The sequence below is a fragment of the Bradyrhizobium sp. ORS 111 genome, from assembly GCF_045571485.1.
Taxonomy (GTDB): Bacteria; Pseudomonadota; Alphaproteobacteria; order Rhizobiales; family Xanthobacteraceae; genus Bradyrhizobium.
The window spans coordinates 3,305,431-3,322,850 of record NZ_CP120701.1 but is presented as its reverse complement, the minus strand read 5'-3'; the positions used below and the strand labels follow the sequence as shown (position 1 = coordinate 3,322,850).

Genomic DNA, 17,420 nt, shown 5'->3' with positions numbered 1-17,420 from the left:
TTCTCCATTGTGCGTTTGATGCGGATGACGGATTTGATCGAGCTACATCTTCATTCCCTTCATTGACGGCCTGTCCTTGTGCTCCGCCGGGGCCGGCGGTGGCTGGCGCGTGGGCTCGGCTGCGGGCGCCTCGACCTCATAGGCGACGGTGCCCGGCGGATAGCTGTAGGGACCCGGATCTGAGTAGTCGTCGCGGCCGAGCCCCTCGCGGATCTTCATCACCGTGAACATGCCGCCCATCTCGATCGGGCCGAACGGCCCGGTGCCGGTCATCATCGGCAGCGTGTTGTCGGGCGCCGGCATCTCCATGTTGCCCATCGCCATGCCGGTCGATCCCATCACCATCGCATCGGGCGCGAGTCTTCCGACCGCCTTCGCCAGATCCCTGCGCGACACGCCGATGAGATTGCGCACGTCGTGGCCCATCGCGTTCATGGTGTGGTGCGACTTGTGGCAGTGGAACGCCCAGTCGCCTGGGTTGTCGGCGAGCATGTCGAACACCCGCACTGCGCCGACCGGCACGTCGGTCGTCGTCTCCGGATACTGCGCGCTCTCCGGCACCCAGCCGCCGTCGGTGCAGGTTACGGCAAAGGCGTGCCCGTGCAGATGGATCGGATGGTTGGTCATGGTCAGGTTGCCGATGCGCACACGCACATTGTCGCCGAGCCGCACCGGCAGCGGATCGATGCCGGGATAGACGCGGCTGTTCCAGGTCCACATGTTGAAGTCGGTCATCTCGTTGACCTTCGGCAGATAGGTGCCGGGGTCGATCAGGTACGAACTCATGATGAAGACGAAGTCGCGGTCCACGGGGCGGAACGCCGGATCGCGCGGGTGCACGACGAACATGCCCATCATGCCCATCGCCATCTGCACCATCTCGTCGGAATGCGGGTGGTACATGAAGGTCCCGCTCTTCTTCATCTCGAACTCGTAGACGAAGGTCTTGCCCGGCGGGATGTGCGGCTGATTGAGGCCGCCGACGCCGTCCATGCCGCTCGGCACGATCATGCCGTGCCAGTGCACGGTGGTATGTTCAGGCAATCTGTTGGTGACGAAGATACGGACCTTGTCGCCTTCGACCGCCTCGATGGTCGGTCCGGGCGCCTGGCCGTTATAGCCCCACAGATTGGCCTTCATGCCGTCAGCGAATTCGCGCACCACCGGCTCGGCGACGAGATGGAATTCCTTCCAGTCGCCGTTCATCCGCCATGGCAGCGACCAGCCGTTGAGCGTGACGACAGGCCGGTAGTCGGGACCGCTCGACGGATGCAGCGGCGGCTGCATCACCGCCTTGTCCATGGTCGGCGCCTCCGGAATGGCGGCGGCCTGGACGCGGCCGCTGACCGCGCTCGCCGTGACCAGCGCCGCGGTGCCGAGAAATCCTCGTCGTGAAAACATCTGGTGTCTCCTTCAATGCGCGGCGCCCGCCGCGGGCTGCGCGGCCGAAGCGGTGGTTGATAGTGCCGGTGGCGCGCCCTCCGCTCCGCCGTTAACCGCGGTCTGCAACTCGGACTGCGCCAGCCAGAAATCGCGCCTGGCATCGATCGCGGCGCGCAATGAGGCGAGGCGTTGCCGCGCCTCGGTCAGCAGCGCGAACACGTCGACCTGCATGCTGGAGAACCGGAGCTGCATCTCCTCGGTGATGATCTGCCGCAGCGGCAGCACCTCGCGCTGATAGTGGGCGGCGATGTCATAGGTCGAGCGATAGACGCGATAGGCATCGCGCGCTTCCGAGCGAACGTTGACCGCTTTCTCGGTCAGGCGATTGACCGCCTGCCGGTAGGTCTCGGCGGCCTGACGGACGCGCACCTCACCGCCGTCGAAGATCGGAATCTGGAACTGGACATCGAAGCCGTGCTCCTTGAACGGCGTGGTTTCGGGATCGTGCGTGCGCTTGTCGATGCCGGCGATGTCGAGCAGCGTGACGAAGCGCGTCGCCTCGGTGAGATCGAGCGTCTTGGCAAGTGCCACAAGCTCCATGCGGGCAATCTGCAGATCGACGCGGTGGCTGACCGCGGCGATCTCGATCGATGGCTGCTCGAGCGGATGCTGGGGCAATGCCGGCAGCTTGTTCGGAAGCCGGAAGCCGAGTGCCCCGCCCCACAACCCCATCAGCCGCGCCAGCCGCTCGCGCGCGCTCGCCGCATTCTGCCTGATGCTGGCGAGATCGGTCGTGATCTCGGCGTAGAACACCTGCTCGCGGGCCTGGTCGAGCTTGTTCATCGCGCCGGTCTCGCCGAGCTTCTTCGCAAGCTGCGCGGTCGATTCGGCGGTCGCCTTGGCATCCGTCAGCAGCACGGCCGTCTCGTTCGCGGCAACGGCCGCGACATAGGCACGCCGCACATCGGCGGCGAGCCGCAATGTCGCGAGCGCCGCCCTGAGCTGCGCCTGGCGGAAGCGCTCGCGCGCGATCTCGGAGCGGGCCGGCAATGTTGCCAGCGCGAGGATGTCGCCCACGACCTGGCGTTCGACTTCGCTCGCGCCGTTTCCGGAAATGCGCGAGATGGCGAAGGTCGGGTTCGGCGGCAGGCTGTCCGCGACCAGATCGGTCTCCGCCAGCGCCAGCTCGTTATAGGCGGCCTGCAATCCCCTGTTGTTCAAGAGCGCGACCTGAACAGCGGTATCGGCCGTCAGGTTGCGCGCGAGCAGCCGCTTCACCGCAGCGTCGACAATTGCGGCCTCGTCCGCGGAACGCACGAAGGCCACGTCCTTGCCGATCGCCCGCTCGGTGACATCGGAGACGACGGTCATGCCGGCATCGGGTGAGAACGAGGCGCAGGCCGAGAGGCCGGAGGCCGCGAGGAGCAGCACTGGCGCGATAGCGAGATGTCGCATGGCACGCTCCTAATGATCCGGCCGCGCAGGCGGCGTCACGCTGTCGTTGCGCTCACGCCACGGCTGCGGCGTCGACGGACGCAGGCTGGTGTAGGGCGCGATCGTCGAGCGGTAGCCGACGCTGGCGCTGCCCGCCGAGGGGTTCGCAGGATCGCCGGCGACCGCAACCGGCGTGCGGTCCGACATGCAGCCGGCGAGCAATGCGGCCGCAACGACAGCGGCGGCCGTCCGCCACAGGAGAGTGAGCTGGCTGCGCCGGCCACGCGCCGGTGCCACGGCGGCGCGGCTCGCCCCGAGATGCGAAAACATGGGTGGTCCCTGATCTCAAAGATGAATCACAGGCGGCCGCGCGCCGACGCGCGTCACCGCCACGGCTTCAATCAAGATCAGACGATGGGGGGACGATAGAGCCGCGCAGGCGCCTCGCTGCGCAGGCCGCGACTGGCCTCGGAGATCCGCGTCGCGATCGGATGCAGAGGACCGGCAACGGCGGGAAGCTCAGCCGGCATCGCCGACACGCACATCATCGCACAGCACGGGCCTGGCGAACTGTTTCCGTCGTGGCCATGGCTATGGTTGGCGGGCGGGGTCGCGGCATCAGCCGCGTGATGCGCATGCATGCCGTGATGATCGTGGCCGGCGCCGTCGGCCTGAGCCATCGACACCGGCGCCTCGTGGCTGTGCATCGTGGCAACCGGCTGGACCTCGTCGGTCAGGCAGGGAAACGGAGCTCCGAGCGCAAGCGACACCGACGGCGCAAGCACGCAAAACAGATAGGCGAGGACGATCAAACATCCGGCCCGCATCCGTCCTGCTCTGCTCAGTCGCACAAACACCTGCCGTGCATCTCCGTTGGCCTGCGGGCCTAGCCCAATCTCGACGCGGCCGATTCCGCCCCAGCTATATACCCCTGCCGGGTATCATTCAATCCTGCTCCCTTTCAAGACCATCATGCTGCGACCATCTGACAAGCACAGGGAGATCAGGTAGCGTTGTTGGTTCTACGTTTGACATCCTCAATCCGTCTTCGGACCAAGACCCCCTCAAGAGGTGCAGCGCATGAAAGCAGGTCTCGACGGCGTCGTCGCTGCTGAAACCGTCCTCAGCCATTCCGATCCGCTGGCTTCGCGGCTGTGGATCCGCGGCGTACCGCTCGAAACGGCCGCACGCGATCTCGGCTTCGAGGGACTGGTCACGCTGTTGTGGGAAGGCTTCGCCGGCGAAGGACTGACACGCAACCGCATCACCGCGGAGTTTGGCGCTGGCCGACAGCGGGCGTTCGACCGTCTCGACTCGTGGCTGCCGACCACAACGGGTGCGACGCCGGGCGAAGCGACTCGCCGATGCCTGGCGGCATTGCCGGATCACAGCACACCGGCGGAGATCATCGGCGCGCTTGCGGTCGGTGGTCCCGCCATCATCCGCCAGCAACGGGGCTTGCCTCCCGTCCCGCCCGCTCCCGCGCTGGCGACGGCCGCCGACGTGCTGAGGATGGTCTCCGGGACGGCCGCCACGCCCGACCTGGTTCACGCGCTTGACACTTACTTTGTCGTCGCGGCCGAAAACGGCCTCGGCCCCTCCACGCTTGCCGCGCGCGTGGTCGCCTCGACCGGCGCGACGCTCGCTGCGGCGGTGCTGGCCGCCTACTGCGCCTTCGAAGGTCCACTGCACGGCGGCGCGCCCGGTCCGGCGCTGACGATGGTTGATCAGGCGCAGGCGAGCGGCGATGTCGACGCCTGGCTCGATCGGAAGCTCGCCGCCGGCGAGCGGCTGGCGGGCTTCGGCAACCGCGCGTTTCCGAACGGCGATCCGCGCGCCGCGCTGCTCGCGGACGCGGTCCGCCAGCTCGGCGGCGACAATGCGCGCCTGCAATTCGCCCTCGCGTTCGAGCGCAAGGCGCTCGCGGCCCTCGCGCGCCAACGTCCCGACAAGACGCTGCGCCCGAACCTCGAGATCTATGCCGCGCTCCTGCTGGAGGCCTGCGGGATTCCGCGCGATGCCTTCACGCCGGCATTTGCCACCACGCGCGCGGTCGGCTGGCTCGCGCATGCCATGGAGCAGAAAGCCACCGGCCGGATGCTGCGCCCGACCAGCCGCTACGTCGGGCCGGCCTTGAATAACTAAAGCATGACGGGGTCAGCTTGATCCGAAATAGCGGCGGAGGTCACCTCTCTCTTGGGAGGCAACTGCATTTGGGAGGAAAGCGCCCTATGCCCATCCTTCGAGACGCCCGCCTTTGGCGAGCTCCTCAGGATGAGGTCTTGTTTTGCGGCACAATAGTAGATCCTCATGGTGAGGAGCGCCGCTTGCGGCGCGTCTCGAACCACGAGGCCGAGTACGTGCACAGCCGCCCAAGGCAGCATATGCGATAGGCCTGCCCCCGACGGGGAGAGGTAGACCGAAGCCGCCGCGAGTCGATTCAATCCAAGCTCGTCCCGCTTTAGTTCGAGCCCGAGCCTAAAAGCGGACGCGAACGGCGGCTCGACACACGCACACGTGTGCCGCTCAATCAGCCGCGCGCCGCCGTCGGACTGCGCAGCGCCGCCGCCTCGCGATGTTCGGCCCACGCCTGCCGCAGAATCTGCACCGACGAGGTGAGGAATATCGCCGCCATGACGGCCGCGACCGCGAGGTCGGGCCATCGCGTGGCCGTCCCCCAAACGCCCAAGGCGGCCACCATCACGATGAGATTTCCCATCGCGTCGTTGCGCGAGCAGAGCCAGACCGAGCGAACATTGGCATCGCCATCCTTGTACGGCAGCAAGAGCAGAACCGATGCCAAATTCGCAGCGAGTGCCAACGCGCCGATCCAGCCCATCACCTCGGCTTTCGGAACACCGAGAACGAGGGTCTGGTAAACGGTCGAGCCGAACACCCATAGCGCCATCAGGCTCAACGAAGCGCCCTTCAACAGCGCTGCGGAGGCGCGCGTACGCAGGCTGGCGCCGATCACCGCAAGGCTCAGCCCATAAGTGACCGTGTCGGCCAGGAAGTCGAGCGCGTCCGCCTTGAGCGCCTGCGATCCGGACAGTTGACCCGCGATCATCTCGGTCAGGAACATGGCGCCGTTGATGCCGATCACTGTCCAGAGAATGCGCTTGTAGCGCGGATCGAGACCGTCAAACACCGGAACGCCGCCCGAGCAGCACGCGTCAGCCGCGCAGTGGCGCTCCACCGTCGGCACGCCGGTGGTCTTCGGCAATGTCAGCGGCGGTGGCGCGCAGCATTCGGATGTCTTCTGCTCGCAGCAATCGGTCATCGGTCGTCCTTCCGGAAAAAGGATACGGCGGCCGATGCTGGTGATTCAAGCCGGTCCACGCGGAACTGCGTCAATCCAGGCGTTGTGTTCCGCGCTTCACTGCGACGGTTCGAAGGTCAGCACCGTCCTTCGATAGTCCTGCTGATCTCCTCCGGAGCCGCGAAGATCACGTCCGCGCGGTCACCCATCATTCCTGCGGGGAGGATTGCTGGTGCTCCGCTCTGCGGGCCCTCTTGGCTGGAATCCGTCTTTAGACGCAGATTGCGTTCCCAAAAATGGCGCGTCTTGCCGTCGGCGGTGATCACGCGATAGGTGTCCCGGCAGTACGTGATGGCCGTCACGCGCTGTCCGGGCTCCAGCGTCTTCAGATTGGGAGTGTGATTGCCGCCCATCATGCCTCCCATCATGCCGCCCATCCCCTTCATGCGATTTTCGGCGGCTCGCTCCGATCCGGCCCCCGGTTTTGTGGCCTGCTTGAGAAACGCCAACAGATCCGCGCGAACGCGTGAATCCTTGATCCCTTCGAACGGCATCTCATTGTCCGGCACCATGCGATTCGGATCGGTCAACCAGGCATCGAGCGAACGGTCGTCCCAAATGATATCAGAAGCTTTCAGCGCGTCGGAGTAACGATCGAAGCTCGGCAGGCTTCCGGCCTTGCGCCCCCACAAGTTTGCCAGGCTCGGGCCGGTCATGTTGCGGTCGGGTTCAAGCGAATGGCACGGCACGCAAGCCTGAAAATCCCGCTCGCCACGATCGCCGTTCTGCGCCAACACAGGTGACGCGAAAGCGATAGTCATGACTATCGCAATTCGACACGGCTTCATTCTGGCCTCCTCGGCTTCAGGAACGAAGGTATTTGACCAACGCCAAGGCTGCCAGAACCAGGACAGCGATGACGAGTACACCAATCAGGCCCATGCCCCACATCATTCCCGGCATCATGTCGTGCATCATGGATCACCTCATTCGGTTAGCTCCGGCTCTCTCACTCTCGCTGCAATCGATTTCGTCTTTGCCGGCGGCCGTGATTGGCCCGCAGGAGGCAAACGGAACCCTTTGACCAGCCCAAAGATCGCAGGAATCACGATCAGCGTCAGCAGGGTCGACGAGATCATGCCGCCGATCATCGGCACCGCGATGCGCTGCATGATCTCGGACCCGGTGCCGGTGCTCCACATGATCGGCAGCAACCCCGCCATAACGGCGACGACAGTCATCATCTTCGGCCGGACGCGCTCGACCGCGCCCTCCATGATGGCCTCGTGGAGATCGGCCTGGTTCAACGCCTCCCCCTCGGCGGCGCGGCGCTGTCTGACGTCCGCGAGCGCCTGATTGAGGTAGATCAGCATCACGACACCGGTTTCCGCAGCGACCCCCGCGAGCGCAATGAAGCCGACGGCGACGGCGACCGAGAGATTGAATCCCAGCCACCACATCAGCCAGAGCCCGCCGACCAGCGCGAACGGCAGCGACAGCATGACGATCAAGGTCTCGGTGACCGACCTGAAATTGAGATAGAGCAACAGGAAGATGATCAATAGTGTCGCCGGCACGACGATCTTCAGCCGTGCCGCGGCGCGTTCGAGATATTCGTACTGCCCGCTCCAGACCACGTACGTCCCGGGCGGAAACTGCACACTCGCCTGCACGGCGCGCTGCGCATCGGCGACATAGCCGCCAAGATCGCGGTCCCGGATGTCGACATAGATGTAGGTCGCGAGCTGCCCATTCTCGGTCCTGATCGAGGTCGGACCCCGCGCCGGCGTGACATCGGCGACTTCGCCGAGCGGCACCGCGCCGCCCGCCGGCATCGGCACCAGGATGTCGCTGGCGATGGCTTTTGGATTGTCGCGCAGATCGCGCGGATAGCGCATGTTGACGGTGAAGCGCTGGCGCCCCTCGACGGTCGTGGTCACGCTCTGGCCGCCCAGCGCGGTCGCGATGGTATCCTGCACATCCTGCACCGCGATGCCGTAGCGCGACAGCGCCTCGCGGTTCGGCGTGATCTCAAGATAGTAGCCGCCGAGGCTGCGCTCGGCATAGGCCGACGAAGTGCCGGGAACGGCTTTCAGGACCTGCTCGATTTGTTTGGCGAGCTTGTCGATCCCCGCAAGGTCGGGACCGATCACCTTGACGCCGACAGGCGTGCGGATGCCGGTCGAGAGCATATCGATGCGCGCCTTGATCGGCATCGTCCAGGCATTCGAGACGCCTGGAAATTGCAGGGCCTTATCCATCTCGGCGATCAGGCTGTCGAGGGTCACCCCTGCCGGCCATTGCTCCTTCGGCTTGAGGTTGATGATGGTCTCGAACATCTCCGGCGGCGCCGGATCGGTCGCCGTCGTTGCACGGCCGGCCTTGCCATAGACCGAGGCGACTTCCGGGAAGCCCTTGATGATCCGGTCCTGGGTCTGCATCAGTTCGGATGCCTTGGTCACGGAGATCCCGGGCAGCGTCGTCGGCATATAGAGCAGCGTGCCTTCGTTGAGATCAGGCATGAACTCGGTGCCCAGTTGCCGGGCCGGCCAGACCGAGACGGCGAGCGCGCCGAGCGCCAGCAGGATCACCGGCGTCTTGGCACGCAACACGCCGTGGATCACAGGGCGATAGATCCAGATCAGGAAGCGGTTGATCGGGTTGCGGTGCTCGGGAACGATCCTGCCGCGGACGAAGATCACCATCAGCGCCGGAACCAGCGTGACCGACAGCAAGGCCGCCGCCGCCATCGCGAACGTCTTGGTGAAGGCGAGCGGACTGAACAGCCGTCCTTCCTGCGCCTCCAGCGTAAAGATCGGCATGAACGACACGGTGATGACGAGGAGGCTGAAGAACAGCGCCGGGCCGACCTCGGCGGCCGCCTCGATCAGGATCGCGACGCGCGACCGGCCGGGCGCGGCGCGCTCCAGATGCTTGTGCGCATTCTCGATCATTACGATTGCTGCGTCGATCATCGCCCCGATCGCGATCGCGATGCCGCCGAGGCTCATGATGTTGGAGCCGATCCCGAGCAGCTTCATCGCGCCGAACGCCATCAGCACCCCGACCGGCAGCATCAGGATCGCAACTAGCGCGCTGCGGACATGCAGCAGGAACACAATGCACACCAGCGCGACGATGGCACTCTCCTCGACCAGCGTGCGCTTGAGCGTATCGATCGCCGCATAGATCAGCTTCGAACGGTCATAAACCGGGACGATCTCGACCGACTTCGGCAGGCTGGTCGCGATCTCGCTGAACCGCTTCTTGACGTTCTCGATCACCTCGAGCGCGTTCATCCCGAAGCGTTGCAGCACGATGCCGCTTGCCACCTCGCCCTCGCCGTTCAGTTCGGCGACCCCGCGGCGCTCGTCGGGGCCGAGCTCGACGCGTGCGACGTCGCGCAGCAGCACCGGTGTGCCATTGTCAGTCTTGAGCACGATGTTGCCGAGATCGTTGATGCTCTTGAGATAGCCCTTGCCGCGGATCACATATTCGAACTCGGAGAGCTCGACGGTACGGCCGCCGACGTCGGCGTTGCTGGCGCGGATCGCCTCGCGCATCCGCTGCATGGTGATGCCGCGGTCACGCATCCGCTGCGGGTCGAGGATGACATTGTACTGCTTGACGAAGCCGCCGACGCTGGCGACCTCGGCCACGCCTTCGGCCTTGGCCAGCGCGAATTTCAGATTCCAGTCCTGGATCGTCCGTGTATCGGCGAGGTTCAACTCCTTGGACATGACGGCATATTGGTAGACCCAGCCGACCCCGGTCGCATCGGGGCCGATCGTCGGCGTCACGCCGGCCGGCAGCCGCGACGCCGCGCCATTCAGAAACTCGAGCACGCGCGAGCGCGCCCAGTAGATGTCGGTGCCATCCTCGAAGATGACGTAGACGAAGGACACGCCGAAGAACGAGAAGCCGCGGACGACCTTCGACTTCGGCACCGTCAGCATCGCCGTGGCCAGGGGATAGGTGACCTGATCCTCGATCACCTGCGGCGCCTGGCCGGGATATTCGGTGTAGACGATCACCTGGGTGTCGGAGAGATCGGGGATCGCATCGAGCGGCAGATGGACGAGTGCGTAGAGGCCGGCGGCCGCCGCAAAGCCGGTGCCGAACAGCACAAGCAGCAGATTGCGCGCCGACCAGGCGATGAGGCGGGCGATCATGGCCGCGCCCCCGCGCCTGGGGCTGGCGGCTCGGTCGATTTCTGACCAGCCTCGGCAAAGCCCTTCAATGCCGCCTTCAGATTGCTCTCGGCATCGATCAGGAAGTTGGCCGAGGTGACAGCTCGCTCGCCTTCGCTGACGCCTTCGGCGATCTCGACATAGCCTCCGCCGCGCCGGCCGAGCTTGACCTCACGCGGCTCGAAACGCCCGTCTCCCTTGTCGATCAGGATCTGCTGTCGCGTGCCGTCGTCGAGGACGGCGCTCTCCGGAACGGCCAGAACCGGATCCGGCGAGCCGGATTCGATCTCCGCATCAACGTACATCTCCGGCCGCAGCAGTTCGTCCGGATTGGGAAGCTCGACGCGCAGTCGCGCCGTGCGGGTCTGAGCATTCAGATGCGGGTAGATCAGCGCGACGGTCCCTGCGAAAGTCTTGCCGCCCAGTCCGCGCGGCCTGATCGTCACCTTCGTTCCAACCGAGACCTGACTGAGATCGCGTTCCGCAACGTCGATCACGATCCAGACAAGGCGATGATCGGCGATCCTGAACAACACGTCACCGGGACCGGCCCGCATTCCGTTGACGGCGTTCCGCGCGACGATCTCGCCGTCGCGCGGCGCGAGCCAGGGAATGGACAGCGAGATATCCCGGGTGCGCTCCAGCTCCTTGATCGCGGGCTCCGGGGTATCCAGGTTCTCCAGTCTCCGGCGCGCGCCCTTCAACTCCTTTCCGGTTGCGCCTGCGTTGATGGCGGAAAGATACTCAGCGGCGGCACTGGAAAGCGCGGGGCTGTATACATTCATGAGCACCTGCCCTTTGTGAACGTGATCCCCGGTCGTGACATTGGCGACGCTTTCGACAAATCCTTCAAAGCGCAGCGCGACGACCGATACCCGCCGCTCGTCCTCCTGGACGGTGCCCGGAGCACGAATGATCGAAGAGATCGGTCGCCGCACCACCGGCTCGGACTTCGCGCCGGTGCGCTGCATTTTGCCCGGCGAGAGCTTCACGGACCCATCGTCATCCTTGCCTTCATAGACGGGGATGTAGTCCATCCCCATGGAATCCTTCTTCGGCACCGGCGAGGTGTCCGGCAGCCCCATCGGGTTGCGATAGTATTTGACCTTGCGTTCCGCCTTGGCATCCGCCGGCGCCATGTCCGCGGATTGCTCGGGATCCTCGAAGCTGACGTCGGCACCTGCGGGCACCGGCAGATAATCGCGCCCGTCGGACGTCGTCTTCGGCTTGAGCGAGTAGAACGGCTTGCCGTCGGGATCGCGGTAATAAATCGGTGGACCTGCCTCCGCAGCATGCGCGGCAGGCGCAACGGCAACGGCCATCGGTCGCGGCGGCAGGCCGCGACCGATCAGTGCGACGCCTGCCGCTGCGGCGATCGCAGCGGCAGCGCCCGCCAGGACGAGGCGGCTCATTTCTGGGCCGTCACGACGAGCTTGTTCTCGACCGATCCGGTCTCACCCTGCACCTTCGCACCGAGCGACAACTGCCACCGTCCGGCCATGCTGAAGGTAGCCTTGAACCGGTACGTGCCGGCTTCCGCTCCCGGCATCGGCGTCACCTTGGTGACCATTTCCTGCATGCCGTCGGGCGCCATGTCGAGCCGCGTCGCAAAGATGACAGCGTCGGGCACGGATTTTCCGGTCGCCTTGTCGACCAGCCGTACCGCGACGATGCGATCAGCCCCGACCTGAACGGTCGGCTGCACGAGCTGGAATTCGTAGTTCTTGATCTCGGCACGAGCGGGCAGCGCAGCACCCGTGATGGCAATGCCGATCAGCGCGGCCATGGTGGCCCGCGCCAGGTTGGAAGTATTCATGGTTATGATCCTCGATACGTCTGATTCACCGCGTGAGCGGCAGAAAGCGGCGCGCGCGATCGGCGCACGCATCAGCGATCAGGCGCTGGCGCGCCTCTCAGACGTTGGTTCGAGGGGGATGGTCGGGAGGTTTGGCGCCGAGCCCGTTAAGCCTGCGCTCGTCATGCGCCACGAACGAGTTTCGCTGTGGGTCACGCACGATCAGCGACGCCGTGCCGTCAGGGACCGGCAGCGAGATGCTCAGCATGCAAAGGGCCAGGAACGGACAACCGTCGCAGGTCCGCTGCTTGGTCTGGTCCGGACAGCACGGCATGTCGTCGGCCATGGCGTGATCGTCCGACGCGGCCGGCATGGCGGCCGCGGGGACCGTCGGCATCGTCGTGGCAAACGCCGGCGCCACGGGCGCGAGCAGTAGCCCGGCCGCGACAAGAAGCAGAATCCAAAAATTGGCGAGCCGCCTCAGATGCATGCCCATTTGTCGCACGTCTCGCCGCAGCCTGCAAATCCGCCCCACATCACGATCGCGCCAGCTCCGATTGCCGGCGGGCGGAATTGGCTCCCACACGGCGGCGTTCCCTGCGCCCTCTGCAATTCAGGGCGGCGTGAATTGCAGCAAACCTCGGACGCCTCGCGCCGCGAGACTGCGAGTGTATGACTCACAAGCCGCGCCACACACGTGACTGTCGTCCCGGCGAAGGCCCATAGGCGCTAAGGTAGTTGGATTGCTTGATAGCGACGCTTGTGTCTGGGCGGCTCGCGGAGGTGCCGTCGGAGCGTGTGGAGCGGAGTCTGCGGAGGCAAGCGATTGCGGGCTGGGGAATGATGGCTTGCCGGAGCGAAGCGACGAGCTGGTGCAGGAGTCGCCACGCCCCTGGGCGGGTCAGGCGGCGTCGGCCAAGCGGGGAGAGTCCTCGAGTTCGTCGACGAGCGGCTCGAGCAGAAGAATGATCAGCAGATGGGCAAGGATATGGGGTCTGGCGGATCGCTCGTCAGTTCCGGGCGGCCCCTTCAGGCCAATCAAGCTTTTCAGCCGCTTGAAGCCGAGCTCGATGCGCCATCGCAGCCGATAGAGGGCGAGAATGTCGGCCGTCGTGAAGTCCTTTGGTTTGAGTGAGGTCACCAGGATCACCCAATCTGCGGCGTCCAGTGTTTGGCTGGAGAGCTGATGGCCTCCCTTTTGTGCGGTCCGGCGTGCCTTGCGTCGCGCAGCCGCGGCAGCTTGCGCCGGCTTCCTGATCGCAACCAGACGCACGGCGAGCGGCGCGCCAGACTTGCGTTTTATCCAGATCGGCCGATCGATCATGCCGCCTGCCGTGGCTTTGCGCAGTTCGGCCGTGAGATCAACCAGACCACCTTCGGCATCAAGCCAACGCGCGCTCTTCCAGCCGGACCGGATCACGAAGTCCGCACCGGCATCGCGCAGACGTGCCATCCGCTCGGGCTGCAGATAGGCGCGATCGGCAAGACGGATTTCGCCGGCAACCGCCGGTATCCGATCCAGCGTCTCGCCCCCGCGCTCATCAGTCAATTCGAAGTGACCAAAACGCTCCCGCGGAAGATCGAACGCACTGTGGACGCGCCACACCGCGTTCTTGTTCCTGCCGCTCGTCCCAGCCTTGGGGACCGTCGTGGCGTCAACAATGCGGATCAGGCGACCGCGGCTCGCCTTCGGTGCGCCGCTCACAAGCGCTTGGCCTACCAGGCGCGCCAGCCAATCCCCGCATTGACGCAAGCGATACAACAGAGCCACGTTGGAGATATCGACAAGGCCCACCGAGGTTGCCCAGGCCGTTGTCAACCGCAGACCCCTCTCGCCGAGACAGTACGCAAGGATCAGACGCAGCAAATCGACTGCATTGCTAATCTCTCGCGGCCGGACAAACGCCTTCGTCTCGCGGGCGCTGACCTCCAGAGCATCGGCTCCGCCAAGCCGCGCAACAACACGCGCCCAGTCTTCGTTCACAAGCGATTCGTGTCTCATCCCATCTTGGAATCACAAGCAAACCCAACCCGCAAATCCTATTTTAGCGCCCATGGGCGAAGGCCGGGACCCATACGCCGCAGCAGGAGTTGTGAATGGGACTTGTCGTCCCAGTCCCGCGCAATAATCAACAGTGGCGGTTAGGGGTCCGGCCTTCGCCGGGACGACGCCGTCAGGTCGTTGGAGGGCGATGCAATCCACGTCGCTCCGCCCACCTCACTTCACCAGCGCCTCGACCTCTTTCCGGAACGCCTCGCGCGAGCCGTCGCGGGAATAGAACATGTGGCCGCCGGGATAGACCACGAGCTTGGTGCGGTCTCCGGTCGCGAAGGCCGGCAACTGGTCGATGATAATTTGCGATGCGAAATACGGCGTGGCGAGATCGAACAGGCCGTGGCCGATCAGAAGCTTCAGCTTCGGGTCGAGCGCCAGCGCCTGGCGAAGCTGGGTCACCGACTCGGGCGGACTAATGCCGTGGCCGAAATCCCAAGACTTGTTCACGCTCCCGCTGAGCAGATGATAGGAGCCGTCCGGCCGCCAGTTCAGCCTGCGCGTGGTGAGGTCGACGGCTGCGCTGGTCAGCGGCGCCATCAGCGGGTCGCCAGACGGGTCGTTGAAATGCGAGGAGCTGGAGTCGGGATAGGGATCGAAACCTTCGACCGACGCGTCGTAGCGGCCCGTCACCTTGCCGTTCTTGCGATCAAACTCGCGACGGAATTCACCGATATCGAAACGGCCGGCGAGCCGGCGGCTGACTACCTGATCGATGCCGGTGAGGCTCGCGACCTTGTCCGCAAGCCGCGTGGTGGCCTCGGTGTCGGCCTGGCCCTTGATGAGGTCGATCAGGAAATCGCTGCGCGCGTAGCGCTCGACATCGGCGAGATCCTCGTGCGTCACCGGCCCCTTGGTCTGTCGCGCGACCGCCGCCATGGTCGGCAGGCTCGCGACATACTGCAAAATGCTGGAGCCGGAATATTCCCTGAAGTCGAGCACCGGCGAGATCAGGATCAGGCCGCGTACGCCGATGCCCTGCTGCATTTGCAGATTGTGCACGACCTTGGGCCCGCGAATGCCGCCATAGCTTTCGCCGACGACGTATTTCGGTGACAGCAGCCGATCGTGTTTCTCCAGCCAACGGCGGATCACCAACGCGATCGCGTTGGCGTCGCCATCGACCGAGAAGAAGCGCTTGCGCGCGTCCTCCGACGTCGTGACGAAGCGGCTGTAACCCGTGCCGACGGGATCGATGAAGACGAGATCGGTGAAGTCGAGCCAGGTCTCGGCATTCGGAATCAGGTCGGGCGACGCCGACGACGCCGTGACATCGAACGACAGGCGCCACGGTCCGACATTGCCGAATTGCAGCCAGGCCGACGCCGAGCCCGGACCGCCGTTGAACAGGAACGTCACGGGCCGGCTCGCCCGGTCAGCGCCGTCGAGCTGATAGGAGGTGTAGGCGATGTCGGCGAGTGCCTCACCCTTGTCGTCGAACACGCGGATCGAGCCGGCAGTGGCGGTAAAGGCCAGCGTGCGGCCGGGCAACTCGACCGACTGCTTGGTGGTCGAGTCCGGCGGCAGCCGGTGCTGTTCAGCGCTAGAGGCGTTGGCGCTGGGACCGGTGTCGCCGCGCCCTGCCCGCCCCTTCTGACCGGTCGGCGCCTGCGCGCTCGGCGACGGCTGCGGCTGCGGGGCCGCGTCGTCGGCGCGCGCGGCGGTCAGAAGGCAGGCTGCGAGCAGCGCCGCCGCGAGCCGTGTCGCAAGACTATTAGCCATGTCGTTCACTCCCCGCACTACAGGCCGCAAACTGCGATAGCCTGGCGGCACCAGCAAGGCATCGGGCCTCACGGAACCATCTCGACAAGGCCGCCCGGGATGTATAGACGAGCGCGGCGTATTCCGTGGCAAACGAGTTCGTGAGCGATGAAAAGCTCCAAGCGGTATGACAAGATCGCCTTCGTCGCCAGCGCGAGCGCGGAAGCGCAGTCCGCGCTCGAGCAGCTCACCGCAATGTACGGCAACCACTCGATCGACGATGCCGACGTCGTGGTCGCGCTCGGCGGCGATGGCCTGATGTTGCAGACCCTGCACGCCCATATGCGGGGCGGCAAGCCGATCTACGGCATGCATCGCGGCACCGTCGGCTTCCTGATGAACGAATACTCGACGCACGACCTGCGCGAGCGGCTGGCGGCGGCGCGGGAGTCGCTGATCAATCCGCTATTGATGCGCGCCACCGACATTCACGGCGCCGTGCATCTGCATCACGCCATCAACGAGGTCGCGCTGTTCCGCCAGACCTATCAGGTGGCGAAGTTGCGGATCCTGATCGACGAGCATGAACGGATGCCGGAGCTGATGGCCGACGGCATCCTGGTGGCGACGCCGGCCGGATCGACCGCCTACAACCTCTCTGCCCAGGGGCCGATCCTGCCGATCAACGCCGCACTGCTCGCGCTGACGCCGATCAGCGCGTTCCGGCCGCGGCGCTGGCGCGGCGCGCTGCTGCCGAATTCCGCTTTCGTGGTGATCGAGGTGATCGAGGACGAGAAGCGGCCAGTCGCCGCGGTCGCCGACCATGACGAGGTCCGCGACGTGCGCCGCGTCGAGGTGCTCTCCGACAAGACGATCGCGATGCGGATGCTGTTCGACCCGGGCCACTCGCTGGAGGAGCGCATCCTGCGCGAGCAGTTCGGCTATTGAGGGCGGTGCGCCCTGGCGCGGAAACCAAACATTAACCCAGCCGGGATATGGTTAATTTCGGGTAATGCCGCGCCTGTCCGGTATGCCCGTTCGGGGCCGGACCATGTATCGCATCGATTTCAACAAGCTGCGATTTCTGATTTGCGACGACAATCCGCACATGCGCCGCATCCTGCGGACGCTGCTGCATTCGTTCGGCGCGCGCGAGGTCTACGAGGCCGAGGACGGCGCCACCGCGCTCGAAATGTACACCCATTACGTGCCCGACATCGTCATCACCGACTGGTCGATGCCGATCTTCGACGGGCTCGAGCTTGCGCAGATGATCCGGCAGCCGGAATCCAAGGGCAACCCCTACGCCCCGATCATCATGCTGACCGGACATTCCGAGAAGCGCCGCGTCACGGTGGCGCGCGATGCCGGTGTGACCGAATTCCTGGCCAAGCCGATCTCGGCCAAGGGCCTCTACCAGCGCATCATGAACGTGGTCGCCAATCCGCGTCCGTTCATCAAGACCAAGACCTATTTCGGCCCCGACCGCCGCCGCAACACCACCAACACCTATATCGGCCCCGAGCGTCGCGGCAGCGGCGAGGTGGAAGTGATGCAGCAGCCGTCGCTGCTCGAGAAGGCGCGGTCGAGTATCTAGGAACCGTC

General features: G+C 65.2%; 15 protein-coding genes. 3 read left to right on the top strand and 12 right to left on the bottom strand.

Features of this window, described 5'->3' with window-relative positions; genetic code table 11:
* Positions 1–42: 42 nt before the first annotated feature.
* From P6U30_RS15225 to P6U30_RS15210, 4 genes are all read right to left on the bottom strand, one after another.
* Positions 43–1,401: a multicopper oxidase family protein gene (locus tag P6U30_RS15225; protein ID WP_407169777.1), complete on the bottom strand. Its 1,359-nt coding sequence runs from the start codon at positions 1,399–1,401 to the stop codon at positions 43–45.
* A 12-nt stretch (positions 1,402–1,413) separates the two neighbouring features.
* Complete coding sequence (locus tag P6U30_RS15220) at positions 1,414–2,838, bottom strand: TolC family protein (RefSeq protein ID WP_407169776.1); 1,425 nt, start codon at positions 2,836–2,838, stop codon at positions 1,414–1,416.
* Positions 2,839–2,847: 9 nt separating this feature from the next.
* Positions 2,848–3,147, bottom strand: a complete 300-nt coding sequence (locus P6U30_RS15215; RefSeq protein WP_407169775.1) for a hypothetical protein — start codon at positions 3,145–3,147, stop codon at positions 2,848–2,850.
* Positions 3,148–3,224: 77 nt separating this feature from the next.
* Positions 3,225–3,644, bottom strand: coding sequence for a hypothetical protein (locus P6U30_RS15210; RefSeq protein WP_407169774.1), 420 nt, complete (start codon positions 3,642–3,644; stop codon positions 3,225–3,227).
* Between the two features lie 253 nt (positions 3,645–3,897).
* Between P6U30_RS15210 and P6U30_RS15205 the strand changes: the two genes are divergently transcribed.
* Positions 3,898–4,962 (top strand): citrate/2-methylcitrate synthase, encoded by a 1,065-nt coding sequence (locus P6U30_RS15205; RefSeq protein ID WP_407169773.1) that lies wholly within the window; start codon positions 3,898–3,900, stop codon positions 4,960–4,962.
* 385 nt (positions 4,963–5,347) lie between these two features.
* Here P6U30_RS15205 and P6U30_RS15200 read toward each other — a convergent pair whose 3' ends face one another.
* The 8 genes from P6U30_RS15200 to P6U30_RS15165 all read right to left on the bottom strand — a co-directional run bounded on the left by P6U30_RS15200 (position 5,348) and on the right by P6U30_RS15165 (position 15,836).
* The gene (locus P6U30_RS15200) at positions 5,348–6,097 is read right to left on the bottom strand and encodes a cation transporter (protein ID WP_407169772.1); all 750 of its coding nucleotides are present in this window, start codon (positions 6,095–6,097) and stop codon (positions 5,348–5,350) included.
* Between the two features lie 116 nt (positions 6,098–6,213).
* Positions 6,214–6,897 (bottom strand): c-type cytochrome, encoded by a 684-nt coding sequence (locus tag P6U30_RS15195; RefSeq protein ID WP_407169771.1) that lies wholly within the window; start codon positions 6,895–6,897, stop codon positions 6,214–6,216.
* 165 nt (positions 6,898–7,062) lie between these two features.
* Positions 7,063–10,248: an efflux RND transporter permease subunit gene (locus tag P6U30_RS15190; protein WP_407169770.1), complete on the bottom strand. Its 3,186-nt coding sequence runs from the start codon at positions 10,246–10,248 to the stop codon at positions 7,063–7,065.
* The gene (locus P6U30_RS15185; protein WP_407169769.1) at positions 10,245–11,678 is read right to left on the bottom strand and encodes an efflux RND transporter periplasmic adaptor subunit; all 1,434 of its coding nucleotides are present in this window, start codon (positions 11,676–11,678) and stop codon (positions 10,245–10,247) included. Before P6U30_RS15185 ends, P6U30_RS15190 begins: the two co-directional genes overlap by 4 nt.
* Positions 11,675–12,082 carry a FixH family protein gene (locus tag P6U30_RS15180; protein WP_407169768.1) on the bottom strand — a complete coding sequence of 136 codons (408 nt, stop codon included), beginning with the start codon at positions 12,080–12,082 and terminating at the stop codon, positions 11,675–11,677. Before P6U30_RS15180 ends, P6U30_RS15185 begins: the two co-directional genes overlap by 4 nt.
* Before the next feature lie 97 nt (positions 12,083–12,179).
* A complete protein-coding gene (locus P6U30_RS15175) occupies positions 12,180–12,557 on the bottom strand; it encodes a hypothetical protein (RefSeq protein ID WP_407169767.1) in 378 nt (125 codons plus the stop codon).
* A 405-nt stretch (positions 12,558–12,962) separates the two neighbouring features.
* Entirely contained in the window at positions 12,963–14,045 is a 1,083-nt protein-coding gene (locus P6U30_RS15170; RefSeq protein ID WP_407167384.1) for an IS4 family transposase, read from the bottom strand.
* Positions 14,046–14,279: 234 nt separating this feature from the next.
* Positions 14,280–15,836 (bottom strand): S10 family peptidase, encoded by a 1,557-nt coding sequence (locus P6U30_RS15165; RefSeq protein ID WP_407169766.1) that lies wholly within the window; start codon positions 15,834–15,836, stop codon positions 14,280–14,282.
* A 147-nt stretch (positions 15,837–15,983) separates the two neighbouring features.
* Here P6U30_RS15165 and P6U30_RS15160 point away from each other — a divergent pair, with 147 nt between their 5' ends.
* Together P6U30_RS15160 and P6U30_RS15155 are read left to right on the top strand one after the other, a co-directional pair.
* On the top strand, positions 15,984–16,763 hold the full coding sequence (locus P6U30_RS15160; protein ID WP_407169765.1) for an NAD kinase: 780 nt from the start codon (positions 15,984–15,986) through the stop codon (positions 16,761–16,763).
* Between the two features lie 103 nt (positions 16,764–16,866).
* Positions 16,867–17,412 carry a response regulator gene (locus P6U30_RS15155; protein ID WP_280977273.1) on the top strand — a complete coding sequence of 182 codons (546 nt, stop codon included), beginning with the start codon at positions 16,867–16,869 and terminating at the stop codon, positions 17,410–17,412.
* The last annotated feature ends 8 nt before the right edge of the window (positions 17,413–17,420 follow it).